Origin of the sequence: Streptomyces sp. NPDC058637, assembly GCF_042717325.1 — a bacterium.
Lineage (GTDB): Bacteria > Actinomycetota > Actinomycetes > Streptomycetales > Streptomycetaceae > Streptomyces.
Window position 1 is genome coordinate 1 of record NZ_JBHXRD010000020.1, and the last position, 26,449, is coordinate 26,449.

A 26,449-nucleotide genomic window follows, 5' to 3' on the forward strand; every position below is an offset into this window, starting at 1 on the left:
CCGCACGGCGCCGTACGCGCCGTGCGGCCGACGACGCGTCGCCGTGCCCTCCCGGTCCCGCGGCCCCACGGAACTGAGGACAGCATGAGATGGAAGCAACTCGGACGGCGGTTCGCCGTCGGTGCGGTGACCGCCGCACTGATGACCGTCGGCCTCCTGCCGGCCCCCGCCTCGGCGGCGGCCCCGGCCCCCGACCTGGCCCTCGGTAAGCAGGTGACGACCAGCGGGTCGCACGGCGCCTACCCGGCGTCGAACGTCACCGACGGCAGTCGGCAGACGTACTGGGAGAGCCCCGGAAGCTTCCCCCAGTGGGTCCGGATCGACCTCGGCAACCAGTTCGACGTCGACCGGGTGGTCCTGAGCCTGCCGACCACATGGGAGGCGCGGACCCAGACACTCGCCGTCCAGGGCAGCACGGACGGGAGCAGCTTCAGCGCCCTGGCCGCCTCGGCCGCAAGGGAGTTCGGCCCGGAGACGGGCAACACCGTCACCGTCGGCTTCGCCGCGAAGCAGGCGCGGTACATCCGTGTGCAGGTGACCGCCAACACCGGCTGGAACGCCGCACAGCTCTCCCAGGTCGAGGTCTACGGCCAGGACGGCGACGATCCCGGCCCGCCCGCCTCGGAGGGCTCAAACCTGGCGCTGAACAAGCCCATCGAGGCGTCCTCGTTCACCCAGACGTACGTGTCCGCCAACGCCAACGACGGCAAGCTCGGCACCTACTGGGAGTCGAACGGTCATCCCTCGACCCTGACGGTGAAGCTCGGCGCCGACGCGGACATCGAGGCCGTCGTCGTCAGACTCTCCCCGGACCAGGCATGGGCGGCCCGCACCCAGAGCGTCCAGGTGCTCGGCCGGGCCCAGTCGGCCACGGGATTCACCTCGCTGAAGGACCGGGCCGACTACGCGTTCAGCCCCGCCGGCAACCAGAACACCGTGACGATCCCGGTCAGCGGGCGGTACGCGGACGTACAGCTCAGGTTCTTCGCCAACACCGGCGCCCCAGGAGCCCAGGTCGCCGAGATCCAGGTCGTCGGCACCGCCGCGCCCAACCCCGACCTGACCGTCTCCGAACTGACCTGGTCGCCCGCGACGCCGTCCGAGAAGGACGACGTCACCGTGAACGCCACCGTACGCAACACCGGTACGGCGGCGGCCGCCGCTACGACGGTCGACGTCAGCCTGGAGGGCCAGGTCGCCGGCAGCGCGGCCGTGCGCCCTCTCGCCGCCGGAGCCTCGGCCACCGTGCAGGTCGACGTCGGTAAGCGGCCGATGGGGACGTACACGGTCACCGCCGCGGCCGACCCGACCGACACGGTCGTCGAGCAGGACAACAGCAACAACAGCCGCACCGCCGCGTCGAAGCTCGTCGTCGGCCAGAGCCCCGGCCCCGACCTCGAGGTGCTCGGCATCACGTCCAGCCCGTCGAATCCCGCAGTGGGTGCTGCCGTCACCTTCACCGTGTCCGTGCACAACCGCGGCACCACGGCCGTGAGTTCCTCCACAGTCACCCGCCTGCTCGTGGAGACCACCACGCTGAACGGAACGACCGGGGCCGTTCCCGCCGGTGGCACGGTCTCCGTGCCCATCAGCGGGACCTGGACCGCGAAGAGCGGTGGAGCCAACCTGACCGCGACCGCGGACGCGACCGGAGTCCTCACCGAGACCGACGAGAACAACAACGTCTTCTCACGCGCCGTCGTGGTCGGCCGCGGGGCCGCTGTCCCGTACACCGAGTACGAGGCGGAACAGGCCGCCTACCAGGGCACGTTGCTGAAGTCCGACAAGGAGCGCACCTTCGGTCACACCAACTTCGCCACCGAGTCGTCGGGCCGCGAGTCCGTGCGGCTGAACTCCACCGGCCAGTACGTCGAGGTGACCTCGACCGTGCCGTCGAACTCGATCGTGGTCCGCAACTCGATCCCCGACGCCCCCGGTGGCGGCGGGACGGAGGCCACGCTCAGCCTGTACATCGACGGCGCCTTCGCCCGGAAGCTCACCCTCTCCTCCAAGCACAGCTGGCTCTACGGTGACACGGACAGCCCGGAGGGCCTGACCAACCGGCCGCAGGCGGACGCCCGCAGGCTGTTCGACGAGTCCAACGCGCTGCTCGGCCGGACCTATCCGGCCGGCACGAAATTCCGCCTCCAGCGCGACGCGGGCGACTCGGCGTCCTTCTACGTCATCGACCTCGTCGACCTGGAACAGGTCGCGCCCCCGGCCGCCCAGCCGGCCGGATGCACCTCGATCACCACCTACGGAGCCGTCCCGAACGACGGGATCGACGACACGGACGCCATCCAGCGCGCGGTGACGGCCGACCAGAACGGTGACATCGGCTGTGTGTGGATCCCGCCGGGGCAGTGGCGGCAGGAACAGAAGATCCTGACCGACGACCCTCTGAACCGAGGGCAGTTCAACCAGGTCGGCATCCGGGACGTCACGATCCGCGGGGCCGGCATGTGGCACTCCCAGCTGTACACCCTCACCCAGCCCCAGGACGCGGGCGGCATCAACCACCCGCACGAGGGGAACTTCGGTTTCGACATCGACGACAACACCAAGATCTCCGACCTGGCGATCTTCGGGTCGGGCACCATCCGGGGCGGCGACGGCAACGCCGAGGGCGGAGTCGGTCTGAACGGACGCTTCGGCGACGACACCAGGATCACGAACGTGTGGATGGAGCACATGAACGTCGGCGCTTGGGTCGGCCGCGACTACGACAACATCCCCGAGCTCTGGGGACCCGGCGAGGGCGTCGAGTTCACCGGCATGCGGATCCGCAACACGTACGCGGACGGCATCAACTTCGCGAACGGCACCCACGACTCGACGGTGTTCAACTCATCCTTCAGGAACACCGGCGACGACTCGCTGGCCGTCTGGTCGAGCAAGTACGTGAAGAACCCGTCGGTGGACATCGGCCACGACAACCACTTCCGCAACAACACCATCCAGTTGCCCTGGCGAGCCAACGGCATCGCGGTCTACGGCGGTTACGGCAACACGATCGAGAACAACATCGTCTCCGACACGATGAACTACCCCGGCATCATGCTGGCGACCGACCACGACCCGTTGCCCTTCTCCGGGGAGACACTGATCGCCAACAACGCCCTGCACCGCACCGGCGGCGCATTCTGGGGCGAGGCCCAGGAGTTCGGCGCCATCACACTGTTCGCGGCCGGCCCGGACATTCCCGGCGTCACGATCCGCGACACCGACATCCATGACTCGACCTACGACGGGATCCAGTTCAAGTCGGGCGGCGGATCCGTTCCCGGGGCGAAGATCTCCAACGTCCGCATCGACAACTCCGTGAACGGGTCCGGGATCCTGGCCCACGGAGGCGCACGGGGCAGCGCGACCCTGACCGATGTGACCATCACCGGTTCGGCCGACGGTGACATCGAGATCGAACCCGGTTCACAGTTCGTCATCAACGGCGGCGCCGGTCCGGCGGCCACCCGGAGGTAGACCGGGGCCGTACCGCGTGGTCAGCGCCGACGGGCCCGGCTCGGCAGGCCACCGCCGACGCCCCCCACGTGCAGGGCCAGCAGAGTCAGCCCGATCAGCATGACGTTCACCGAGGTGAACACGTCGTTGGTGGAGATGTCGGCGGCGTTGATCAGGAAAGCGACGAAGAACAGTACTGCCGCGGCGATACCCAGCATGATGCAGCTCCTTTCAGGTTGTCGCAGGACGTATGCCCCCGATCGCGGGAAGCAGACCGGATTCCCGACGTGTCACCGCTCTGTCACAAAAGGCCGGTGGGCCGCAACCTCCCCTGTGCGTGCGGGATCCAACCTGCGACCGCGCCCCACCGCCGACCCGCACAGGGAGCAGACCATGACCCACAGACGTTGCACGGCCGTTGCCGCCGCGTCGTTCCTGCTGCTGAGCGGTGCGGCCGTCGCCACCGCGCCCACCGCATTCGCCGGTACACCCGGTGGCACCTTCGCCGGCGACCGCAACAGCGACTTCGACGGCGACGGCTACGACGACGTCCTGACCGGCGCACCGGGCGGCACCGACGGCGGGAAGAAGGGGGCGGGCTACGTCACCGTCCAGTACGGCGCCGCGAGCGGCATGGGCACCGCCACCAGCGTCCCCCGGGTCCGCACCGCCGTCTTCGGCCAGGCGACCGCGGGCGTCCCGGGCTCCGCCGAGGCCGGTGACGGCTTCGGCACCGCCGTGGCCACGGGCGACCTCGACGCCGACGGCTACGACGACGCGATCGTCGCCGCGCCGGGCGAGGACGAGGGATCCATGAGCGACGCGGGCCGGGTGACGGTCCTCCACGGGTCCCCGGCCGGGCTGACCTCCGCGCGCGGCGTCACCCTGGGGTCGGGCACTCCCGCGGTGGACGCCCGGTTCGGCCTGGCCCTCGCCGCCGCCCGGCTCTCCGGCGCCACACCGGGTGACGTCCTCGCCGTGGCCGACCACGGTGGCGCGTGGCTGTTCACGTACGCCGCGGGCTCCCTGGAAGGGACGGGCCGCCTGGGCACCGCCGGTGTGCCCGGCCGCGACTCCATGCGGCCCGCTTCGCTGACGACCGGGAACTACGACGGCGACGGCTACGCGGACCTGCTCGTGTCCGGCAGCAGCCTGGAGGAGGACTACCGGCCGCGGTCCGCGCTGTACATGGGCGCCGCGGACGGCCCCGCCTACGCCCGTGACCTCGCCGGCGGCTCCGCCACGGCCTCCGGCGACATCGACGACGACGGTTACGACGACCTGGTCTACGGCAGGCCCGACAAGCCCGAGGACGGGAACGAACCCCTCACGGGCGGGGTCGTCGGCGTCTACCTGGGCTCCGCGAACGGCATGGACGACGTGAACGAGCTGGGCACCCCCGACCAGGTGTGGACCCAGGACAACGCCGGTGTACCCGGCACCGCCGAGCTCGGCGACGCGTTCGGCGCCGATGTCTCCCTCGCCGACATCGACGGCGACGGACACGCCGACCTGGCCGTCGGCGTGCCCGGCGAGGACATCGGCACCGTGGCGGACGCGGGCGGGGTCCGGATACTGCGCGGCTCGGATGCCGGCCTCACCGCGGCGGGCGCGAAGTCCTTCGACCAGAGCTCGGCCGGCGTGCCCGGCACGGCGGAGAAGGATGACCGCTGGGGCGGACAGGTCCGGCTCGTCGACACGGACGCCGACGGCCGCTGCGAACTTCTGGCCGCCGCACCGGGCGAGAACACCTTGGACGGCGTGGTCTGGTGGCTCGCCGCGTCCACGACCGGGACGGTGAGCACCGGATCCTGGTCGTACGGCGGAGGCTCGTTCGGCACGTCCGGCGCCGACGCGCTCTTCGGCGCGGCGATCGACGAGTGAGGCGGCGGCGCCCCCGCTGAGCGCGGCGGGCCGGACCCGCGGCCGTCAGCGCAGCGACGCGGGCAGCGCCTCCCGGTGGACGACGCCCAGACGCTGCGTGGCCCGGGTCAGCGCCACGTACAGGTCACTGGTCCCGAACCCGGCCGGCTCCACCACCAGCACATGGTCGAATTCGAGCCCCTTCGCCTGACGTGGCGCGAGCAGCACCACCGGCCGGGTCAGGTCGGGCTCGGCACCGGCCGCGACCCCGTCCAGCGGGGCCGCGATCTCCTCATGGAGCGCGACCGGTGCGATCACCGCGAGACGTCCTTCCACGGGCGTCAGCTCCGCCACCGCCCGCGCGACCGCGCCCGCCAGATCCGCACCGGCGTCGCGGGTCCACGGCGCCTCGCCGGTGGACCGCACCGAGCCGGGCGGCTCGAAGGACGGGTCCTCGGCGCGGACGACCCGGGCGGCGAGGTCCATGATCTCGGCGGGCGTACGGTAGTTGACACCGAGCCGGACGTGCTCGTAGCGGTCGCCGACGTACGGCTCCAGAATCCTTTCCCAGGAGCCGATCCCGGCTTCCTCGGAGGTCTGCGCCGGGTCGCCGACGAGCGTCAGCGACCGGGTCGGCGACCGGCGCATCAGCAGCCGCCAGGCCATCGGCGACAGCTCCTGCGCCTCGTCGACGATGATGTGCCCGAACGCCCAGGTCCGGTCGGCGGCGGCACGTTCCGCGGCGCTGCGGTGATCGGCCTCCTCCTGCCGGTCGGCCATCCGCTCGGCGTCGATGATGTCGTGGGCGGAGAGGACCTCGGACTCCTCGTCCTCGAACTCGAAGGTCTCCGAGCCCCGCGACAGCTCCAGGACGCCCTGCGCGTACGCGATGCGCTCCTGGCGCCCGGCCTCGGCGGCGGCCCGCTCGGCGCTGTCGTCCGTCCCGAGCAGTTCGGCCGCCTCGTCGAGCAGCGGGACGTCCGCCGGGGTCCACTCCCCGTCGCCGGGCGCACGCCGGAGTACGTCGGCGTCCTCGTCCGGTACGTACACGGGCTCCGCCAGAAAGTCCGTGAGGAACCCCTCCGGGGTGAGCACCGGCCACAACTCGTCGACGGCGGCGTGCAGTTCCTGGCTCACGGCGACACTCTTCCCCAACAGTGCGATGTCGTCCGGGCCGAGGAAGTTGGGGCCGCCGTACGGGTCCGCGCCGATGCGCTCGGCGAGCTGCGACGTGAGGGCGTCGATGATCCGGAACGTGAAGTACGGGCGGGCGAGGTTGTGCGGCAGCCGGGTGTCGCGGGCCGCCTGCCGGGCCTCGTACGCGATCTCCCAGTCGAGGACGAGGTCCCCGTCGTCGACCGTGACGACCATCGGGGCGCCGGGCTCGGGCAGCCGCTGCCGGTCGCGGACGGCGAGGGCGAGTGCCTCGGCCATGTGCTCGCCGCCCTTGACGGCGGCGGCCCGGGGCGTGTCGGTCCCGCGCGCGTGCACGCCGGGGTAGAGCTCCGCCTGGGTGGCGAGCAGGACACCGGTCTCGCCGAGGGAGGGAAGCACCTCACCGATGTAGCGCAGGAAGGCGGGGTTGGGGCCGACGATCAGGACGGCGCGCTTGGCGAGCAGCTCACGGTGCTCGTACAGGAGGAAGGCCGCCCGGTGCAGCGCGACCGCGGTCTTGCCCGTGCCCGGGCCGCCCTCGACGACGAGGACGCCCCGGTGCGGGGCGCGGATGATCCGGTCCTGCTCCGCCTGGATGGTCCGCACGATGTCGCCCATGCGGCCGGTGCGGGCGGACCCCACGGCGGCGAGCAGTACGGCGTCACCGCTCGGGTCCTCGAAACCGGTGCGCTCCCGGTCCCCGAGGTCGAGGATCTCGTCGTGCAGCTCGGTGACGGCACGGCCCTCGGTGGTGAGGTGCCGGCGGCGGCGCAGCCCCATCGGGGTGTGACCGGTGGCGAGATAGAAGGGGCGGGCGACAGGGGCGCGCCAGTCGATCAGCAGGGGGGTGTGCGCGGTGTCGTCCTCGCGGATGCCGATCCGGCCGATGTGGTGCGTGGCGCCGTCGCAGAGGTCGATGCGGCCGAAACACAGCGAACCGTCCACCGCGTCGAGGGCGGCCAGCAGGCCTGAGCGTTCGGCGACGAGCACATCGCGTTCCAGACGCGCCTGCAGGCCGGTCCCGACCGGCGTCAACGCGTCCTCGACCGCGTGCGAGGCGACCCCGCGCAGCACGTCGACACGGTCATGGACCCGGTCGACGAACACCTGCTCCTTCTGCAACTCGTCGCTTTCCCTGTTTGACAAAATGGCTCCCAGCCGGTTATTTTGTTTCTTGTAGGCCCCCGGTGTGGGGCCTTTTTCTATGGGCACACAGAAGAACCCAATATACGCGAAAGAATCCCCGGTCCTCAATTGCGGACCGGGGATTCTCTCTGTGCCGTCGGTGGCCGCGCGAACCCGCGACCACCCCGCCGCGGGGCTCTCCGCGGTGGGGTGGTGCCGCGCATCCCCACCCCGACGGGGTGAGGCCCGGACCGGGGACGCTGCGCATACCCGGTCGCATGGACACGCACGGGCGACTCGCGGACTTCCTCCCGGCACGCAGGGGCCAACCACGGCCCGAGGAGGTCGGGTTGCCGAGCTACGGTGAACGGCGCAGGGTGTCGGGCGTGGTCTGGAACAGCCAGGGCCACGCGCTGTTCGCCGGTCACCTCGACCCGGACGCCCCCGACGACCCGGGACGACGGCGGAACACGGCCAGGTTCGTGTTCCTCGACGCGCGCATCCGCGACCTGTACGCCGACCGGCCCAGCCGGGGCCGTGGTGGGCAGCCTCCGCCTGGCGGCCGGCCGCCACCCGGACGATCCGCCGCTGACTGCACTGATCGGCGAACTCGCCCTGTTCAGTCAGGAGTTCGCCACGATGTGGGCAGATCGCCGGGTCGCGGCCTGAGACGTCGCCGACTACGAGATGCGCCACCCCCTGGTCGGGACACCGACCGTCACCCAGCAGACGCTCCAGAACTCGCAAGCGCTCCAGAACCGCAAGGAAAGCGCCCGGCCCTGGTCGTGCGACGGCCGCCCCCGGATCCCCCTCCGCGACCGACCTGGCCCCGGTCACCCAGGCCACCGCACCGCGCGCAGCGGCCGGACCGCGCCACGGCAGCGAGCCCCGCACCGTCCGGCCCGATCCCGACCTGCTGCACGCACCCCTGCGCGACGACCGATGAGCGGGCAGGTGGGCCCGGTCATGAAGGCCACCCTGCCGGCCCTCGTACCGCCGGACCGTCTCGCGGCGGCCATCACCTGGCTCCTCAGCGAGGACTCCGCCACGCCTCGGAGCAGGGCATGGCCGCGGCCCGCAACCTGCTGAAGCCCCTGGCCCGCAGGCCGTTCGCGCCGGTGCCCTACCTCTGGTCCGACCGGTACGGGCTGAAGGTCCAGGCGTACGGCCGGCTGCGCGGCCACGACGAGGCCGTGGTCGTCGAGGGGTCCTCGCCGGACGGCGCTTCCTCGCCGCCTACCGCACAGGTGACCGCCTGGCCGGCATGCTCGCCGTCGGCATGCCGCACGCCTCGCTGAGCCGGGAGGACGAGGCACTGCCGGCGTCCGCACCGGCCGAGGACCTGCTCGGGCTCGCCTCCGTCACCGCCGTGGGCGAGGAGGCGGCCGGCCGCGTACATCCTGTCCAAGCGCGGCAACCACCTGCGGGTGCAGGCCGCAGCGCCGGCCTGAAACCTGCGCGGCGCCAGGATCAGCAGCATCAGCCCGGGGGTCATCTCCACGGCCATGTCGAAGGCCGAGGCGGGAATCGCCCTCCGGCGACCGCATGCTCCGTATGCTCCAGGACTGCGGTGCCGGCCGCACCGGGACACCGGCGGAGATCGCCGACGCCGTCGCCTTCCTCGGCGGGCCCGGGGCCGGCTACATCACCGGCACCGATCTGCTCGTCGACGGGGGCCAGGCGGCCTGGATCCGCTGCCACCGCGTGTGACCGCACGGTTCGGGCACCGGCCGGCCCGGGGCCGTGCCGTGTTCTCCGGTGCCGGCCTCAGTGCCCGTGGCCGCCGTCCTCGTGCCCGGACGTCGACGCGTCCGGCTCCGGAGCGGTCGCCGACGCCCCTGCCCGGACGGTGAAGGCCGCGGTGCGGACGGTGCCGTCGTGTTCGAAGTCCAGGAAGAGGCGGTACGTCGCCGCGCTGGGCGCGGTAGCGGTGAAGGTGACGGCCGGGCCCGGATCGGTGCGGCCGTCACCCGGCGCCCCGTCGGGGTGGACGTGCAGATAGGCGAGGTCACCGGCGCGCAGGGCTACGAGGTGTCCGTAGGCGCCGAGGTAGGGGTCGAGGTCGGTGACCGGCTTGCCGCCCTTGCGCACGTCGAAGGTGAGGTCCTCCGCGACGCCGGGACGGAGGTCCCCGTTCAGGGTCACGGTGTATCCGTCGACGGTGGCGGTGCGGGACGGCTTGGGGGGTCCGGCCGGATTGTAGGTGCCCGCCACGGCGAGATCGGCGCCCAGGGTGAGGTCAGGGGCGTTCTCCGCGCCCGGTGTGAAGTCCGCGAAGACCCGGTAGTCACCGGCGGCGGGCAGGGTGACCGGGGTGCTCCAGGTGCCGTCGGCGGCCCGGGTGGGGTGCAGGTGCCGGTAGGTGGCGAGGTCGCGTGAGGCCAGGATCAGATGCAGCTCCTTGTCGTGCTCACGCTGGTACGAGGTGACGGGCCTGCCGGACCGGTCGCGTACGGCGAAGCGCAGTTCGCCCTCCTGCGCCGTCTTCAGGCGCGGGGTCATGAGGTCGAGGGTGTAGCCGGCCTCGGACACCTGGAGTCCTCCGGCCGCTGATCCCGCGTGGTCGCCGCCGTCCCCCGCCCCTTCCTGTTCCGCACCGGCCGTGTGGTGGGCGCGAGGCGCGGGTGCGGTGCCGCCCAAGGGGCCCACCGTGCTACCGAGGCCGTACGCGGCGCCGAAGGACACCGCGAGTGCTGCGGTGAAGGACGTGATCTTCCCGGCGGTGTTCATGGCTGTTCCTCCTGGTCCGGGCGGGGTCCCGGCGGGCCCCGCACTCACGAGAATATACCCCCATAGGGTATCTGTGAGACTTCCCCGGGCGCCCTTGCGAAAAATACGGGAGGGGGGTATATCTGAGATCCAGAAGATACCCTACGGGGGTATAAAAGATCCGAAGGGGATCCCATGTCCTGGTCCACGTCCGGAGGCATCCGCACGAGCGGCACCGGCATTGATACCGGTACGCGCACGGGCACCGGAACCGGCGGCACCGCGACCGTCGGCGAGGGTTCCACCACCGTCACCGTCCACCGGGTGTCCGGCATGACCTGCGGGCACTGCCGGACCGCGGTCACACAGTCCGCCGGAGCGCTGGACGAGGTCGTGTCCGTCGACGTCGCCGGCGGCCCGGTCACCGTCACCACCGCCGGAACCCCGGACGACGCCGCGGTCGCCGTGGCGGTCGACGACGCCGGATACGAGCTGACCGCCCGCGCCTGAGCGGCGCGCACCGCCCCACGGCAGCCGCCTGGGCCCCGATCCACGGCCCAGGCCCCACCCGTCCCGACGAGGAGCAGGAAATGACCACCAGGACTCAGGGCGCCGCCCAGGTCGAGCTAGCCATCGGCGGCATGACCTGCGCCTCGTGCGCGGCCCGCATCGAGAAGAAGCTCAACCGCATGGACGGGGTCGAGGCGACCGTCAACTACGCCACCGAGAAGGCGAAGGTCACCTACGCCGACGACATCGCGGTCGAGGACCTGATCGCCACCGTCGAGGCGACCGGCTACTCCGCCCGGCAGCCCACCCCGCCCCGGCACGACGGCGAGGGCGCGGCAGCCGTACCGAGTGACGGCGAACGGGCCGACGACGAACTGCGTCCGCTGCGCCAGAGGCTCGTCACCGCGGTAGTTCTCGCCGTTCCCGTCATCGCGATGGCGATGGTCCCGGCCCTGCAGATCGAATACTGGCAGTGGCTCTCGCTCACCCTCGCCGCGCCCGTCGTCACGTACGCGGCCTGGCCCTTCCACCGTGCCGCCGTCACCAACGCCCGGCACGGCGCGGCCACCATGGACACCCTGATCTCGGTCGGTACGGGCGCCGCGTTCCTGTGGTCGCTGTGGGCGCTCTTCCTCGGCACGGCCGGCACACCCGGCATGACGCATCCCTTCGAGTTCACCATCGCGCGGGGCGACGGCTCGGGGAACATCTATCTGGAGGCCGCGGCGGGCGTCACGGCCTTCATCCTGGCCGGCCGGTACTTCGAGGTCCGTTCCAAGCGCAAGGCGGGTGCCGCGCTCAGGGCGCTCCTGGAGCTCGGTGCCAAGGAGGTGACCCTCCTGCGCGACGGAGCCGAAGTCACCCTCCCCACCGCTGAGTTGCGGGTGGGCGACCGCTTCCTGGTGAGGCCCGGGGAGAAGATCGCCACGGACGGCACCGTCGTCGAGGGGGCCTCCGCCGTCGACGCGTCGATGCTCACCGGCGAGTCCGTACCCGTCGAGGTGTCCGTCGGCGACTCCGTCACCGGGGCGACCCTGAACGCCGGGGGCCGACTGGTCGTCGAGGCCGCCCGGATCGGCGCCGACACCCAGCTCGCCCGCATGGCCGAGCTCGTCGAGGACGCGCAGAACGGCAAGGCCGCGGCCCAGCGCCTCGCCGACCGGATCTCCGCCGTGTTCGTGCCCGTCGTCATAGGGCTCGCGCTCGCCACACTCGGCTTCTGGCTCGGCGGCGGCGCCGGCCTCACGGCCGCGTTCACCGCCGCCGTCGCCGTACTGATCATCGCCTGCCCCTGCGCACTCGGCCTGGCCACCCCGACCGCCCTCATGGTCGGCACCGGCCGCGGCGCCCAGCTCGGCATCCTGATCAAGGGCCCCGAGGTACTGGAGACGACCCGCAAGGTGGACACCATCGTCCTCGACAAGACCGGCACCGTCACCACCGGACGGATGACCCTGGTCGGCGTGCACACGGCGGGGGACACGGACGAGAAGGAGGTCCTGCGTCTCGCCGGCGCCCTGGAGCACGCCTCCGAGCACCCCATCGCCCGGGCCGTCGCCGCCGGCGCCTCGGAGAAGGCCGGCCCCCTGCCGGCCCCGGAGGACTTCGCCAACATCGCCGGCCTCGGTGTCCAGGGGGTCGTCGACGGCCACGCGGTCCTCGTCGGCCGGGAGAAGCTGCTCACCCAATGGGCCATAGAACTGCCCGGGCCGCTCCGGCGCGCCAAGGACGACGCGGAGAAGGCGGGAAGGACCGCGGTCGTCGTCGCCTGGGACGGCGAGGCGCGTGCGGTCCTGGAGGTGGCCGACGCGGTCAAGGAGACGAGCCCCGAGGCCGTCCGGCGGCTGCGCGCACTGGGTCTCACGCCGATCCTCCTGACCGGCGACAACAGGGCCGTCGCCGAATCCGTCGCCGCCGAGGTCGGGATCGACGAGGTCGTCTCCGAGGTCATGCCGGAGGACAAGGTGGCCGTCGTCAAGAGGCTCCAGGCCGAGGGCCACAGCGTCGCCATGGTCGGCGACGGCGTCAACGACGCGGCCGCGCTCGCCCAGGCCGACCTCGGGCTCGCGATGGGCACCGGCGCCGACGCCGCCATCGAGGCCGGCGACCTGACCCTCGTCCGCGGAGACCTGCGGGCCGCGGCCGACGCGATCCGGCTCTCCCGCAAGACGCTCGGCACGATCCGCTCGAACCTGTTCTGGGCCTTCGCCTACAACGTGGCGGCCCTGCCGCTCGCCGCGGCCGGCCTGCTCAACCCGATGATCGCCGGAGCGGCCATGGCCTTCTCCTCCGTCTTCGTCGTCGGCAACAGCCTGCGCCTGCGCGGCTTCCGCGCCGCCGACTGACACCGGCACGGCGTACGGCGCCGGGGCGGACCGACGGTCCGCCCCGGCCCTGTCCCGTTCGTACGGGTCAGGCGTGGAAGCCGTTGCACACCACGGACGTGTAATCCTCGGGCCCGCCCTCGACGTGGTAGAACACCACCGTCCAGTCGCCCTTGTCGTCGCCCACCGGGATCGCGTCGACGACCCGGTCGCCGCCGAAGTGGGCCCGGAAGTCGTCGGGGTACTTGAGTGTGATGGTGCCGCCGGACGACCACCGGGAGTAGAGGTCGAACGGCTTGCTCGTGAAGCCGATGCCCTTGCTGACCGACCCGGTGGGCCGGCCGGTGGCACGGTCCGTCTCGTGCGGCGGCCGCACCCCCACCGCCAGGTGGTACGGATCCGGCCGTTCACCCTTCCCGGACCCCTTGGGGCGCAGCGTCACCGTGGCGGTGTCCGTTCCGGTGGTGTGCGAGACGCTGGACTCCAGATTCATCGGCACATGGTCCAGCGCGAGGTCCGCCGTGTCGCACGAGCCCGCGAGGAAGGCCGCCTGGCCCGGATCGTCCGACAGGGTCCAGCGGTCCTTGGAGACACGGTCGTTCAGGATGTGGTCCGGGGGCCCGGCCGGAGCGGACGGGGCGGTGCTGCCGGGCGAGGGGGCGGCCGAGGACGTGCCCGACGTGCCCGAACCCCGCGCGCCACCGGCCGACCCGCCGTCCGGGTCGGTCAGCTGCCAGACCAGCGCCGCGGCGGCGAGCACGACCGCGCAGGCCGTGAGCCCGAACCCTCTGCGGCGGGCGGGACGCGGCGAGGCGTTTGGACCGTCGTACGGCGTGGGAGCCTGCGGGGGAACGGCCGCCTCGCCGCGTCCCGCCCGTTCCGCCGTGCCGTCCGCCCGCTCCAGGCCCTCGGTGCTTGCCGCCTCGCGTACGGGGGCGGGGCCGTCACCCCGGACCAGCGCGCGGTAGTGGGGGTCCGTCGCCAGCGCCGAGTCCACCGCGCACCGTGCGATCAACGTCGCCGGATCCGGCCGGTCCGCCGGGGCCTTGGCGACACACTCCCGGATCAGCTCGGCGAGCGCGGGCCGCACCCCCGCCAGGTCGATGTCCTCGTGCACCGCCCGGTAGCTCACCACCGACGGATCACCGAAACCGTACGGGGGCCGGCCGGTGACCGTGTACGCGAGCGTCGCGCCCAGGGCGAAGACGTCCGCCGCCGGACCGGCCTCGTTCCGCAGGATCACCTCGGGCGCCGCGAACCCGGGCGTCCCCGTCGCCATCCCCTCCCCGGTGATGAAGGTCTGGTCGAGCCCCCGGGCGATCCCGAAGTCGATCAGCTGCGGCCCCTGCGGCGAGAGGATCACGTTCTGCGGCTTGAGGTCCCGGTGGATGACCCCGTGGACATGGACCGCCGCCAGCCCCTCGGCGAGCGCGGCGAGCAGCCGCAGGGCGCTGTCCGGCGGGAACGGCCCGCCCGCCTCCACCGCCCCGCGCAGTGTCGGCCCCGCCACGTACTCGGTGGCCAGCCAGTAGGGGGACGCGTCGAGGGACGCCTCGATCAGCTGGGCGGTGTACGCGCTGCGTACCGTCTCCACGGTCGCGGCCTCACGCCTGAACCGGGTCAGCGCCTCGGGATGGTCACTGATCTCGTCGCGGATCACCTTCACGGCCACCAGCCGCCCGCCCGGCGACCGGCCGAGGTACACCTGTCCCATTCCGCCGGCGCCGAGACGGGCGAGTAGCCGGTACGCGCCCATGCGCGAGGGATCCTGGGGCCGCAGATCATCCACCGGCACGACTGTGCCATATCCGAGCACCCGTCGGACCCGGCGTCCCGGAATCGGCAGGCACCCCGCGCGGACCGCTCCGACCGGCCGGGCACATCCCCGGATGCCTGGAGCGGGAGCGGGTACGCGCCGTCCGGGCCCGCTTCGCGAGTTCCCCGCAGTCCGGCGACCGTACCGCGCCCGCGCTCCCGCCCCGGGATGCGAAGGGCGGCGAACGAACCGAGGATGCCTAGGGGGACCGGCGGCGGGGCCCGGACCGTACGCACCGGCAAGCGACACCCGAGGGAGACACACCATGGCGCCCGAGCGATCCTCCTCCGTCAGCACCCCACCGCGCGACCCCGCCCTCGCCCTGCCGGTGGCGGACCGGGCCGGCTGGAGCGCACTGGACGTGCGGGCGGTCGACACCGTACGCGTACTGGCCGCCGACGCCGTGCAGAGGACCGGCAACGGACATCCCGGTACGGCGATGAGCCTCGCCCCGCTCGCCTATCTGCTGTTCCAACAGGTCATGCGGCACGATCCGGGCGACGACCAGTGGCTCGGCAGGGACCGCTTCGTACTCTCCTGCGGCCACACCAGCCTCACGCTCTACATCCAGCTCTACCTCGCGGGCTACGGCCTGGAGAAGGAGGACCTCCAGGCGCTGCGGACCTGGGGCTCGGCGACCCCCGGGCATCCGGAGTACCGGCACACCCGCGGTGTCGAGATCACCACCGGACCGCTGGGGCAGGGCCTGGGCGCCGCGGTCGGAATGGCCATGGCCGCCCGTCGGGAGCGGGGACTCCTGGACCCCGACGCCGCCCCGGGCGCCAGCCCCTTCGACCACCACGTGTACGTGATGGCCTCCGACGGCGACATGATGGAAGGCGTCGCGTCCGAGGCCTCTTCGCTCGCCGGCCACCAGCAGCTGGGCAACCTCGTCGTGTTCTACGACTCCAACCACATCTCCATCGAGGACGACACCGACATCTCCTTCAGCGAGGACGTCCCGGCCCGCTACGCCGCGTACGGCTGGCACACGCAGACCGTGGACTGGACCCGCACGGGCGACTACGTCGAGGACGTCGACGCCCTGCTCACCGCGATCGAGGCCGCGAAGGCGGACCGGGAACGGCCGTCCCTGATCATGCTGCGCACGATCATCGGGTGGCCCGCCCCGACGAAGCGGAACACCGGCAAGGCGCACGGAGCGGCCCTGGGGGACGACGAGGTCGCCGGCACCAAACGCCTCCTCGGCTTCGACCCGGAGTCGTTCTTCCCCGTCGAGGACGAGGTCCTCGCCCACACCCGGGCGGTCGGCGCGCGGGGCAGGGAAGCCAAGGAACGCTGGCAGCAGGCCTACGGGACATGGCGGACCGCGAACCCCGGGCGCGCGGCACTGCTGGACCGGCTGCGCAAGCAGGAACTGCCCGACCGGTGGACCGACGCCCTGCCGGTGTTCCCGGCCGACCCGAAGGGCATGGCCACCCGCAAGGCTTCCGGTGAGGTGCTCACCGCCCTCGCGCCCGTGCTGCCCGAACTGTGGGGCGGCTCGGCGGACCTCGCGGGCAGCAACAACACCACCATGGACGGCGAGCCCTCCTTCGTCCCGTCCGACCGGCAGACCTCGGAGTTCGCCGGCGGCCCCTACGGGCGCACCCTGCACTTCGGCATCCGCGAACACGCCATGGGCGCCGTACTCAACGGCATCGGCCTGCAGAGCCTCACCCGCCCCTACGGTGGCACGTTCCTCACGTTCAGCGACTACATGCGGCCCGCCGTCCGCCTCGCCGCGCTGATGAAACTGCCCGTCACCTACGTCTGGACCCACGACTCGATCGGGCTCGGCGAGGACGGCCCCACCCACCAGCCCGTCGAACACCTCGCCGCCCTGCGCGCGATCCCCGGCCTCGACGTCGTACGCCCCGGCGACGCCAACGAGACCACGGTCTGCTGGCGGACGGTCCTGGAACACCCCGACCGCCCCGCCGGACTGGTGCTGACCCGGCAGAACCTTCCGGTGCTCGACCGCACCGACGGCGTCCACGCCCCGGCCGAGGGGGCGGCCCGCGGCGCCTACGTCCTCGTGGACGCCGCGAGCACCCCCGACGTGATCCTGGTGGCGACGGGGTCGGAGGTGCAGATCGCCCTCGACGCCCGCAGGTTGCTGGCCGACGAGGGACTGGCCGTACGCGTGGTCTCGATGCCCTGCCGCGAATGGTTCGCCGAGCAACCGCTGTCCTACCAGGACGAGGTGCTGCCACCGGACGTGCGTGCCCGCGTCGGTGTCGAGGCCGCCGTCGGCCAGGGCTGGCGCGAGGTCGTCGGCGACGCGGGGCGGATCGTCGGCCTGGAGCACTACGGGGCGTCCGCCGACTACCAGACCCTCTACGAGCAGTTCGGCATCACCGCCGAAGCCGTCGCCGCCGCCGCGCGCGGCAGCATCCGCGACGCGGTGGAGCCCCCGAGGCCGGGCGGGCGACGGCCGTAGGCGTCCGTCAGCTCGTCTGACGCCGCACCAGTTCATGGAGCTGCCCGCCCGTGTCCGCGAGGAGCTCGGCGGGCGGCTCCTCCTGGACGACACGGCCCTGCCCTTCGTGACCGCCCGTCACGCGGCCTCCGGAAACGCGGCGGAGCTGTGCCGCTGTACGTGGACCCCGCGAACGACGCGGACGGCCGCCGGTCCGCGGTGCGCGGACGGTGCGTGCGGGTGAGGCCGCCGGATTCATCCGATGAACAGGCTGCACCACTCTTCACCCGGGCGACGCGCGGCGCTACCATCGGGGTGCCTTATGGGAGCGCTCCCATCTCTGTGTCAGCCCCGTACCGCCGCGCTGCGGCGGTCCAGCTCGGAGAGGACGCTTCCGTGCGCCTGAGCACCAGACCCTTCGCCGCCCTACTGGCGGCACTCGCCCTGACCGCCGGACTGTCGATCACCGGCAGCCCGGCCGCAGCACGCGCCGACGAGACGCCCTCCGCGGCCGAAGCATCCGATGTGTCGATCGCCGCGGACACCTATACCTGGAAGAACGCGCGGATCGACGGCGGCGGTTTCGTACCGGGCATCGTCTTCAACCGGTCCGAGAAGAACCTCGCCTACGCACGGACCGACATCGGCGGTGCCTACCGCTGGGACCAGACGGGCAAGCGGTGGACCCCGCTGCTGGACTGGATCGACTGGGACAGGTGGGGCTGGTCCGGTGTGGTGAGCCTCGCCTCCGACACGGCCGAGCCCGACAACGTGTACGCCGCCGTCGGCACGTACACCAACAGCTGGGACCCGACGAACGGAGCGGTCCTGCGCTCCTCGGACCGGGGCGCCTCCTGGAAGGCCGCCCCCCTCCCCTTCAAGCTCGGCGGCAACATGCCGGGGCGCGGGATGGGGGAGCGGCTCGCCGTCGACCCGAACAAGAACTCCGTCCTCTACCTGGGCGCGCCCAGCGGCGAGGGACTGTGGAGGTCCACCGACTCAGGGGTCACCTGGTCGGAGGTGACCGCCTTCCCGAACCCCGGCAACTACGCGCAGGACCCGTCCGACACCAGCGGATACGCCAGCGACAACCAGGGCATCGTGTGGGTGACGTTCGACGAGCGCTCCGGCAGCGCGGGCAGCGTCACGCAGGACATCTACGTCGGGGTCGCCGACAAGGAGAACACCGTCTACCGCTCCACGGACGGCGGCGGCACCTGGTCCCGGATCGCCGGCCAGCCGACCGGATACCTCGCGCACAAAGGCGTACTCGACTCCTCGACCGGTCACCTCTATCTGACGCTGAGTGACACGGGCGGCCCGTACGACGGCGGCAAGGGGCGCATCTGGCGGTACGCCACCGGGACCGGTGAGTGGACGGACGTCAGCCCGGTCGCGGAGGCGGACACCTATCACGGGTTCAGCGGACTCTCCGTGGACCGGCAGAAGTCCGGCACCCTCATGGCCACCGCGTACAGCTCCTGGTGGCCCGACACGCAGATCTTCCGCTCCACGGACAGCGGCGCGACCTGGACGAAGGCCTGGGACTACACCAGTTACCCCAACCGTGCGAACCGGTACACGCAGGACGTCTCCTCCGTCCCCTGGCTCTCCTGGGGCGCCAACCCGTCCCCGCCCGAGACCACGCCCAAACTGGGCTGGATGACGGAGGCGCTGGAGATCGACCCCTTCGACTCGAACCGGATGATGTACGGGACGGGCGCCACGGTCTACGGCACCGAGAACCTCACGGCCTGGGACTCCGGCGGCCAGTTCAGGATCACCCCGATGGTGAAGGGGCTGGAGGAGACGGCCGTCAACGACCTGGCGAGCCCGCCGTCCGGCGCCCCGCTGCTGAGCGCGCTCGGTGACATCGGAGGCTTCCGGCACACCGACCTCGACGCGGTGCCCGCGATGATGTTCACCTCGCCGAACCTCGACTCGACCACCAGCCTGGACTTCGCGGAGTCGTCCCCCGGCACGGTCGTGCGGGTCGGTAACGCCGACGCCGCCCCGCACATCGGATTCTCGACCGACAACGGGGCCAACTGGTTCCAGGCCTCCGAGCCCTCCGGCGTCACCGGCGGGGGCACGGTCGCCGCGGCTGCGGACGGCAGCGGATTCGTCTGGAGCCCGGACGGCGCGGCCGTCCACCGCACGACCGGCTACGGCAACTCCTGGACCGCGTCCACCGGCATCCCGGCCGGGGCCACGGTCGAGTCCGACAGGAAGAACCCGAAGAAGTTCTACGGCTTCAAGGCCGGCACCTTCTACGTGTCGACCGACGGGGGCGCCACCTTCACCGCCAGGGCGAACAACCTCCCCGCCGAGGGCAACGTCCGCTTCAAGGCCCTGCCCGGGACCGAGGGCGACATCTGGCTCGCGGGCGGCACCGCGTCCGGGACGTACGGACTGTGGCGCTCCACCGACTCCGGTACGAGCTTCACCAGGTTCTCCGGCGTGGAACAGGCGGACAGCGTGGGCTTCGGCAAGGCCGCCGCGGGCGCCTCCTACCGGACCGTCTTCGTCAGCGCGAAGATCGGCGGGGTGCGCGGCATCTTCCGGTCCACGGACGCCGGTGCGAGCTGGACCCGGATCAACGACGACGCGCACCAGTGGGGCTGGACGGGTGCCGCGATCACCGGCGACCCGCGGGTCTACGGGCGGGTGTACGTCTCCACCAACGGTCGCGGGATCCAGGTGGGCGAGTCCTCGGACACCGGAGGGGGAGGCACGGACCCGGAGGAGCCCCCGGCCGATGCCGACTGCTCGGTGACCTACAAGGTGACCAACCAGTGGTCCGGCGGCTTCCAGGCCGATGTGACGGTCACCAACACCGGGGCCACGGCCTACGACGGCTGGCAGCTCGGCTGGTCGTTCCCCGACGGGCAGAAGGTCACGCAGATGTGGAACGCCACCTCGCGGCAGGACGGGGCGAAGGTGACGGCCACGAACGCGGGCTGGAACGGCAAGGTGGCGGCCGGCTCCACGGCGGGCTTCGGCTTCTCGGGCAGCTGGACGGGCGCCAACACCGAACCGGCGGCGTTCACGCTGGGCGGTGAGGCCTGCACCGTCGGCTGACGCACGCGGACCGGCGCGGGAGGCGGCCCCTCCCGTGCCGGAGCCGCGGGGTTCGCCCGAAATGGACACGACGCCCCCTGCGCGCTGCATCGGAGTGGACGCACTTCGCCTGGGAGGCACCCGTGGTCGACGTCGACGTGCTGGTCGCGGGAGCGGGTCCGGTCGGTCTGACCGCCGCGTCCGAGCTGAGCCGCCGGGGCCTCGCGCGCCGTGTCGTCGCGGTGCTCGACCGGCTGTCGCCCCGGCCCACGACCGCCACCTCACTGCGCTGGTCCTCGTCTTCCGCATCAGTCACCGCCTGGTGGACCGTTACGGGCACGGGCGGGTGTTCGTCGCGGGGGACGCCGCGCACATCCATCCGCCCACGGGCGCCCAAGGCATGAACACCGGCGTCCAGGACGCCTGCAACCTGGCGTGGAAGCCGGCCGCCGCCGTGTGCGGCCGGGCCGGCGAGGGGCTGCTGGCGAGCTACCACGCCGAGCGTCACCCCGTCGGCGAGGAAGTCGTCCGGCGGACGGTCCGTCACGCACGGAGCGGCATCGGATCCGATGCCGACGACCCGGAGACGATGATGCGCCGGGAGGCCCAGCTCCTGGTCGGCTACCGGGGCAGCCCCGTCGTCGGGCCGGACGGATACCTCGGACTGCGGTCCACCCCGGCGACCGGTCCCGAGCTGTGTACCCATCTGCACATGCTCTTCGGACGTGACGCGGGGCCCGGCAGTGACCGACTGCCGGGCCCCGCGCCGTACGGTGAGTGAGATTCAGCTCACCTCACCCCGTCTCAGGGAAAGGACACCACCTGGGACGGGATGGTCGACGTACCGGAGGTGGGGGCTCCGGTGTTGTTGATGACGTGCTCGTACTGCCCCTGGCCGCCGAGTGACACGACGAGCAGGTCGTGGAACTTGACGCCGGGCTTCACCGGGGCCTGGAATCCGTGCTGCTGACGGATCGTCGGATCCACGTTGAAGTAGCAGTAGCTGCCCATGCCCCAGCCCTCGTGGGTCGTCACCGAGTCACCGACCTTGTAGGCGGCGTAACCCTTGATGTCGCCGTTCTGGATGGCGGCCTGGTTGGGGGCGTCGTAGGCCTTCTCGTTCTGGAAGAAGATCGTCCTGCCGTTCTCGCCGTACCACTGGACGTCGTACTTGTTGAAGTGCTCGACGAACAGGCCGGTGGCCAGGACGTCGTCACCATTCACCCGGAGACCGTAGTCGGACCGGTTGGTCTCCCAGCCGACTCCTTCGCCGTGGTCGGCACGCCAGAGCCAGGTGTGGTCGATGATCGTGTCGTCGCTGTTGATCACCATGCCGGTGGTCGCCTTGCCGGCACCCGCTCCGCCGACCCGGACGAACACGTCCTGGAGCGAGGTCGGGTTCGCCGAGTGGTCGGCCGACGCGCCCTCGGGGCCCACCTGGACGAGCACCGAGGAGTTCTGCGTACCGGCGTCGACGAGGAGACCGGCCAGCTTGACGCCGTCGACGTCGCCGACCTTGATCGCGGTCACGCCGTTGTCCGGGATGATCGTGGCCAGGCCCAGACCGAGTGCGACCGTGTTGGCGCGGTTGATCTCGATGGCCTCGTTCACGTGGTAAACGCCCGGGGTGAACAGCAGGTGCAGCCCCTGGCGTACCGCCGCGTTGATGGTCTGCGCCGTGGCACCGGACTTGACCACGTAGAACTGGCTCAGCGGGATGGACTCGCCCTGGGGGGTGCCGTTCCAGGAGACGCCGCGGGCGTTGGTGCGCTTGGCGGGGACGAAGACCTTGTAGTCGTTGCCGTCGAGGTAGAGGAAGGGCTTCTCGCGGGAGACCGGGGTGGTTGCCAGGGTGGTGTAGGGGGGCTCGGGGAAGCTTTGCGCGGGGGCGCCTTCGACGCCGGAGAAGGTCATGTTCCAGACGCCGTTGCCCCAGCTGCCGATGGTGCTGTCGCGGGTGTACCACTGCTGCTGGGAGTAGGGGGCGACCTGACCGTCGATCTTGCTGTCGGCGATGTAACCGCCACTGGCCCAGCCGTAGCCGTCGGGGGCGAGGTTGAGTCCGCCCTTGACGTGCATGCGGCGGAAGGGGGCGGCCTGGGAGACGGCCCAGCGGTTGGTGCCGCTGACGGGGTTGAGGGCGAGGTTCTCGGCGGAGCGCCAGAAGTTCTGCGTGGCGTTGCCGTTGAACCAGCCGGCGTCGACGGTCACGTCGCCGTTGAAGGTGGTGTCGTCGGGCTTGAGGCCGAGTCCGGCGATCGAGGTGTAGAAGCCGATCTGGGCATTGATGTTGTTGTAGGTGCCCGGCTTGAACATGAGGGCGTAGCGATCGGTCCCGAACTGGGCCGACTCCTGCTTCCTGAAGATCTCGTCGACCTTGCCCTGGATGTTGGGCGTCGACGGGTCGAAGACCAGGACGTTGGGACCGAGGTCACCACCACCGGGGATCTGCGGGTCGCCCCCGCCCGTCGTGCCGAACACCTGGAACTCCCAGAGGGAATAGCCGTATCCGGTGGCCCGGGCGGTGCCGGTCAGCCGGACGTAGCGTGCGGTGCCGGAGACGTTGAGCGTCTCCGTGCCGCCGGGGCCCGTGGTGGTCGAGTAGGCGGTGCTCCAGGTGCTGTTGTCGGAGGAGAACTCGATCCGGTAGGCGGTCCCGTAGGCCGCCTCCCACCGCAGGACGATCTGGCTCACCGAGGCGGCGGCCCCGAGGTCGACCTTGATCCACTGAGGATCGGCGAAGGCGCTCGCCCACCGGGTGCCGTTGTTTCCGTCGACGGCCGAGCCTGCGGGGGTGCCGCCGTTCTCCTGACTGGAGGCGGTGACCGTCTTGCCTTGGGACAACAGCGACGGTGCCGCGCTCGCGGACGTCGTGGGGACGAACGCGAGGAGCGAGAGGACGAGTCCGGCGACGACGGCCAGTACACCGCCGCGTCTTCCGCGCGGTGAGGGGACGGGGCGGTGGAACAAAGGGGGTGCGTACATGGGGGTCTCCTGGGCCGTGAGGCGGGTACACGACGCGCACAGCCGGAGAGAGCGCTCTCTGGCTGCGGCAGATACTCCACCCTTGTTACGAACGCGTCAAGAGATGTGCAACAGCAGATGCCTCAGGTCCTGTTGACGACAAGAACTGATGGAATCTCCGCTGCGATCAGCCCTTTAGGTTCGACCTCCTCGATGCCGGGACGTGAGATCTGGCGCGCCGTCTTTTCAGGAAGTGACGGAGCGGCCGGGGCGGTCCGGGTGCCGCTCCTGGTCACGGCAGGCCGTGAGCTCACCCCAGGTCGGCCACGGCCCGCAGTGAGCTACCCCAGGTCGGACATGTCGAGTACGAAGCGGTAGCGGACGTCGTTGTTCCCGAGGCGGTCGAGGGCTTCGTTCACCCGTGCCGAGGGGAGCAGCTCGATGTCCGCGGTGATGCCGTGCGCGGCGCAGAAATCCAGCATGGCGGCGGTCGCGGGCCTGCCGCCGCTGCCCGCCGAGCTGAGCTTCTTGCGCCCCCCGAGCAGGTCCATGGTCTCCACGGTGACGGGCCCGAGATACCCGAGCTGGCTGAGCGTGCCGTCCATGGCGACCAGGCGGAGGTACGGGCCGAGGTCGTGCGGGGCGGAAACGGTGTCGATGACGACGTCGAAGCTGTCACGGGCCTCCTTCATCTGCTCCGGGTCCGTGGAGACGATGAGGGCGTGGGCGCCGAGACGGCGGGCGTCGTCGGCCTTGTCCGGGGAGCGGCTGATGACAGAGGTGTCGGCGCCGAGCGCCACCGCGATCTTGACCGCGAGATGGCCCAGGCCGCCCAGCCCCACCACGGCGACACGGCTGCCCGGCCCGACGCCGAGGGCGCGCAGGGGTTCCCAGACGGTGATCCCGGCGCAGAGCAGTGGAGCCGCGGCGGCCGGATCCAGTCCGATGGGAAGGGCGTACGCGAACCGGTCGCGGACGACGTATTCGCGGGAGAAGCCACCCAGGGTGGTCGATCCGTCGTGCCGGTCGACGCCCCCGTAGGTGAGGGTCGGGAAGACGTGGCAGAAGTTCTCCTGGCCGGCCTCGCACATCGGGCACTCGCCGCACGAATCGACGATGTTGCCGACCGCGACGGGATCGCCGGGGGAGAAGCGGGTGACCGCCGGCCCGGTCTCGGTGACCACGCCTGTGAACTCGTGCCCCGGCACCAGTGGCGGGCCCGCCTCGACGTCATGGGTGTGGACGGCGTGCAGATCGGTGTGGCACACGCCGCAGTAGTCGACCCGGACCGCGAGGTCGTCGGGGCGCAGGTCTCGCCGCGTCAGCGACGCCCGCCGCAAGGGTGCCGTCGCCCCGTCCGCCTGCCAGCCGGTTGTTGTCCGCACAGTGCAACTCCTTAAACAGACTGTTCTGTCTATTTCAAGGTAGGGGCATCGGGGCCGCCAGGCAAACCAACTGTTCTGTTTGGTAGCGTGAACGCATGGCAGACCAGCCCCTGACCCCGCGCGGAGCGGCGACGTACCGGCGCATCCTCGACGTGGCGACCCAGGAATTCGCCGAGCACGGGATCGCCGGTGCGCGCATCGAGCGGATCGTGGCCGCCGCGCGCAGCAACAAGGCGCAGCTCTACGCCTACTTCGGCAACAAGGACGGCCTCTTCGACGCCATCTTCTTCGGCTCCCTCGAACGGATCATGAACGTCGCCCCGATCGACGCCGCCGACCTCGCGGACTGGGCCGTACGCCTCTACGACGAGTACCTCCGCCGCCCCGACCTCATCCGGCTGGCCACCTGGGCCCGCCTGGAGCGACGGCCGAGCGGGCACCTGGTGGAAGACCCCGACCGCCTCGACGACCTCAAGCTGCGCGCCATCGCCGAAGCCCAGTCGGCCGGTCTGGTGCGTCAGGGGGACCCGTTCGACGTGATGGCCATGGTCATCGCCATGTCCATGGCCTGGTCGCCGGTCAGCAACGTCTACGCGGCGACCGCCGACGAGCCCCCCGAAGTGCACGAACAGCGCCGCGCCCTGCTCCGCGAGAGTGTCCGCCGTGCGGTGGTGGCGGACTGACGGAGCGGGGGCGGTGCCGTTGCGCGCCGCGACATCCGGCCGGGCGTGGTGCGCGCGGAGGTTCCGGGCCGGGCCTGGTGCGGGAAGGGGTTGCGCCGGGCCGGGCGTGTTGCCGGAAGGTTTCGGTCCCGGGCGTTATGCGCGGAGGGGTGTTCCGGGCCGGGCGTGGTGCGTGGAGGGGGTGCGCCCGGCCGAACGTGTTCCGTGCCGCGGACCACGAGTGGCGCGACCGGTCATCTCAGTTGGCCGCGCGGACGAACCTCGCAGGCCACGAACAGCCCTCGTGACGCATGCTCACCACGACACGCCGAGGCGGGGTGTCGGCTGCCGGGTGAGACGCCCGGGCCCGGGAGCGGGAAGCCCCGCGAGGAAGGACCCTCCCGTGATCATGGCCGCGCAAACCTCCTCTCGGCGTGGCGTGCCCTCCAACGGGTGACATCCGGCCCGCAGTCACACGATGGGCCCATGGCATCGCTCGAATGCGGTGCTCTCCGGTGGTGGGAAGCGGAATTCCGGCTGACGGTGGATCACGTCGCACCTGTGATCCGATGAGCCGACAACCAGCCGGCCGTCGCAGGGGTGGCGAAAGGACTGTGTATCCATGCGCTCTGCCCGCACCCTGTTCGCATCGGCCGCCGTCACGGCGGTCCTCGCGGTCTCCGTCCCCGCCGCATACGCCGTGACCTCGGCAGACGGCTGGGACAAGGACAGCGGATCCTCCTCCAGCAGCAGCAACAACGACGACCGTGAGAAGCCGGACTCCTGGAAGCACGACAAGCCCGAGGGCGGTGTGCACACCGGTGGTGGTGCGCTGGCCGGCATCACGGCGGACGACTGGCAGAAGGACAAGGAGTCCGAGTCCGCGACGGGCGACAACGCGGACCGTGAGAAGTCCGAGTCGTGGAAGCACGAGAAGCCCGAGGGCGGTGTGCACACCGGTGGTGGTGCGCTGGCCGGCATCACGGCGGATGACT

The 26,449-nt window shown here is 71.5% G+C and carries 16 protein-coding genes and 2 pseudogenes; 12 read left to right on the forward strand and 6 right to left on the reverse strand.

Annotation, left to right across the window (positions count from 1 at the left end):
• Positions 1-84: 84 nt before the first annotated feature.
• Positions 85-3,480 (forward strand): CARDB domain-containing protein, encoded by a 3,396-nt coding sequence (locus ACFWVP_RS20885; protein ID WP_384498618.1) that lies wholly within the window; start codon positions 85-87, stop codon positions 3,478-3,480.
• A 20-nt stretch (positions 3,481-3,500) separates the two neighbouring features.
• Here ACFWVP_RS20885 and ACFWVP_RS20890 read toward each other — a convergent pair whose 3' ends face one another.
• Positions 3,501-3,677, reverse strand: coding sequence for a hypothetical protein (locus tag ACFWVP_RS20890; protein ID WP_384498620.1), 177 nt, complete (start codon positions 3,675-3,677; stop codon positions 3,501-3,503).
• Positions 3,678-3,852: 175 nt separating this feature from the next.
• Between ACFWVP_RS20890 and ACFWVP_RS20895 the strand changes: the two genes are divergently transcribed.
• Positions 3,853-5,343, forward strand: a complete 1,491-nt coding sequence (locus tag ACFWVP_RS20895; protein WP_384498621.1) for an FG-GAP repeat protein — start codon at positions 3,853-3,855, stop codon at positions 5,341-5,343.
• Positions 5,344-5,388: 45 nt separating this feature from the next.
• Here ACFWVP_RS20895 and ACFWVP_RS20900 read toward each other — a convergent pair whose 3' ends face one another.
• The gene (locus ACFWVP_RS20900; protein ID WP_384498826.1) at positions 5,389-7,599 is read right to left on the reverse strand and encodes a HelD family protein; all 2,211 of its coding nucleotides are present in this window, start codon (positions 7,597-7,599) and stop codon (positions 5,389-5,391) included.
• A gap of 543 nt (positions 7,600-8,142) precedes the next feature.
• Between ACFWVP_RS20900 and ACFWVP_RS20905 the strand changes: the two genes are divergently transcribed.
• The 3 genes from ACFWVP_RS20905 to ACFWVP_RS20915 all read left to right on the forward strand — a co-directional run bounded on the left by ACFWVP_RS20905 (position 8,143) and on the right by ACFWVP_RS20915 (position 9,312).
• Entirely contained in the window at positions 8,143-8,271 is a 129-nt protein-coding gene (locus ACFWVP_RS20905; protein WP_384498623.1) for a hypothetical protein, read from the forward strand.
• 395 nt (positions 8,272-8,666) lie between these two features.
• Positions 8,667-8,900, forward strand: coding sequence for an oxidoreductase C-terminal domain-containing protein (locus tag ACFWVP_RS20910; RefSeq protein ID WP_384498624.1), 234 nt, complete (start codon positions 8,667-8,669; stop codon positions 8,898-8,900).
• Positions 8,901-9,147: 247 nt separating this feature from the next.
• Positions 9,148-9,312 carry an SDR family oxidoreductase gene (locus tag ACFWVP_RS20915; protein WP_384498626.1) on the forward strand — a complete coding sequence of 55 codons (165 nt, stop codon included), beginning with the start codon at positions 9,148-9,150 and terminating at the stop codon, positions 9,310-9,312.
• Positions 9,313-9,369: 57 nt separating this feature from the next.
• On the opposite strand, the gene ACFWVP_RS20920 is transcribed toward ACFWVP_RS20915, so the two are convergent.
• Positions 9,370-10,332 carry a hypothetical protein gene (locus tag ACFWVP_RS20920; RefSeq protein WP_384498628.1) on the reverse strand — a complete coding sequence of 321 codons (963 nt, stop codon included), beginning with the start codon at positions 10,330-10,332 and terminating at the stop codon, positions 9,370-9,372.
• A 174-nt stretch (positions 10,333-10,506) separates the two neighbouring features.
• On the opposite strand from ACFWVP_RS20920, the gene ACFWVP_RS20925 reads away from it, so the two are divergent.
• Together ACFWVP_RS20925 and ACFWVP_RS20930 are read left to right on the forward strand one after the other, a co-directional pair.
• Positions 10,507-10,821, forward strand: coding sequence for a cation transporter (locus tag ACFWVP_RS20925; RefSeq protein WP_384498630.1), 315 nt, complete (start codon positions 10,507-10,509; stop codon positions 10,819-10,821).
• An 80-nt stretch (positions 10,822-10,901) separates the two neighbouring features.
• Positions 10,902-13,166, forward strand: coding sequence for a heavy metal translocating P-type ATPase (locus tag ACFWVP_RS20930; protein ID WP_384498631.1), 2,265 nt, complete (start codon positions 10,902-10,904; stop codon positions 13,164-13,166).
• Positions 13,167-13,233: 67 nt separating this feature from the next.
• Here ACFWVP_RS20930 and ACFWVP_RS20935 read toward each other — a convergent pair whose 3' ends face one another.
• Positions 13,234-14,934 carry a serine/threonine protein kinase gene (locus ACFWVP_RS20935; protein WP_384498633.1) on the reverse strand — a complete coding sequence of 567 codons (1,701 nt, stop codon included), beginning with the start codon at positions 14,932-14,934 and terminating at the stop codon, positions 13,234-13,236.
• Between the two features lie 292 nt (positions 14,935-15,226).
• Between ACFWVP_RS20935 and tkt the strand changes: the two genes are divergently transcribed.
• The 3 genes and pseudogenes from tkt to ACFWVP_RS20950 form a co-directional block, all read left to right on the forward strand.
• Positions 15,227-17,404, forward strand: coding sequence for a transketolase (gene tkt, locus ACFWVP_RS20940; RefSeq protein ID WP_384498635.1), 2,178 nt, complete (start codon positions 15,227-15,229; stop codon positions 17,402-17,404).
• A gap of 375 nt (positions 17,405-17,779) precedes the next feature.
• On the forward strand, positions 17,780-20,464 hold the full coding sequence (locus tag ACFWVP_RS20945) for a cellulose binding domain-containing protein (RefSeq protein WP_384498637.1): 2,685 nt from the start codon (positions 17,780-17,782) through the stop codon (positions 20,462-20,464).
• Between the two features lie 137 nt (positions 20,465-20,601).
• Positions 20,602-21,092 (forward strand): annotated as a pseudogene (locus ACFWVP_RS20950) (FAD-dependent monooxygenase); the annotation flags it as partial.
• 155 nt (positions 21,093-21,247) lie between these two features.
• Here ACFWVP_RS20950 and ACFWVP_RS20955 read toward each other — a convergent pair.
• Both ACFWVP_RS20955 and ACFWVP_RS20960 read right to left on the reverse strand, forming a co-directional pair.
• Positions 21,248-23,428, reverse strand: a complete 2,181-nt coding sequence (locus tag ACFWVP_RS20955; protein ID WP_384498639.1) for a discoidin domain-containing protein — start codon at positions 23,426-23,428, stop codon at positions 21,248-21,250.
• 320 nt (positions 23,429-23,748) lie between these two features.
• Entirely contained in the window at positions 23,749-24,792 is a 1,044-nt protein-coding gene (locus ACFWVP_RS20960; RefSeq protein ID WP_384498641.1) for an NAD(P)-dependent alcohol dehydrogenase, read from the reverse strand.
• Positions 24,793-24,887: 95 nt separating this feature from the next.
• Here ACFWVP_RS20960 and ACFWVP_RS20965 point away from each other — a divergent pair, with 95 nt between their 5' ends.
• The gene (locus tag ACFWVP_RS20965) at positions 24,888-25,475 is read left to right on the forward strand and encodes a TetR family transcriptional regulator (protein ID WP_384498643.1); all 588 of its coding nucleotides are present in this window, start codon (positions 24,888-24,890) and stop codon (positions 25,473-25,475) included.
• A gap of 601 nt (positions 25,476-26,076) precedes the next feature.
• A pseudogene (locus ACFWVP_RS20970) lies at positions 26,077-26,449 on the forward strand (hypothetical protein); the annotation flags it as partial.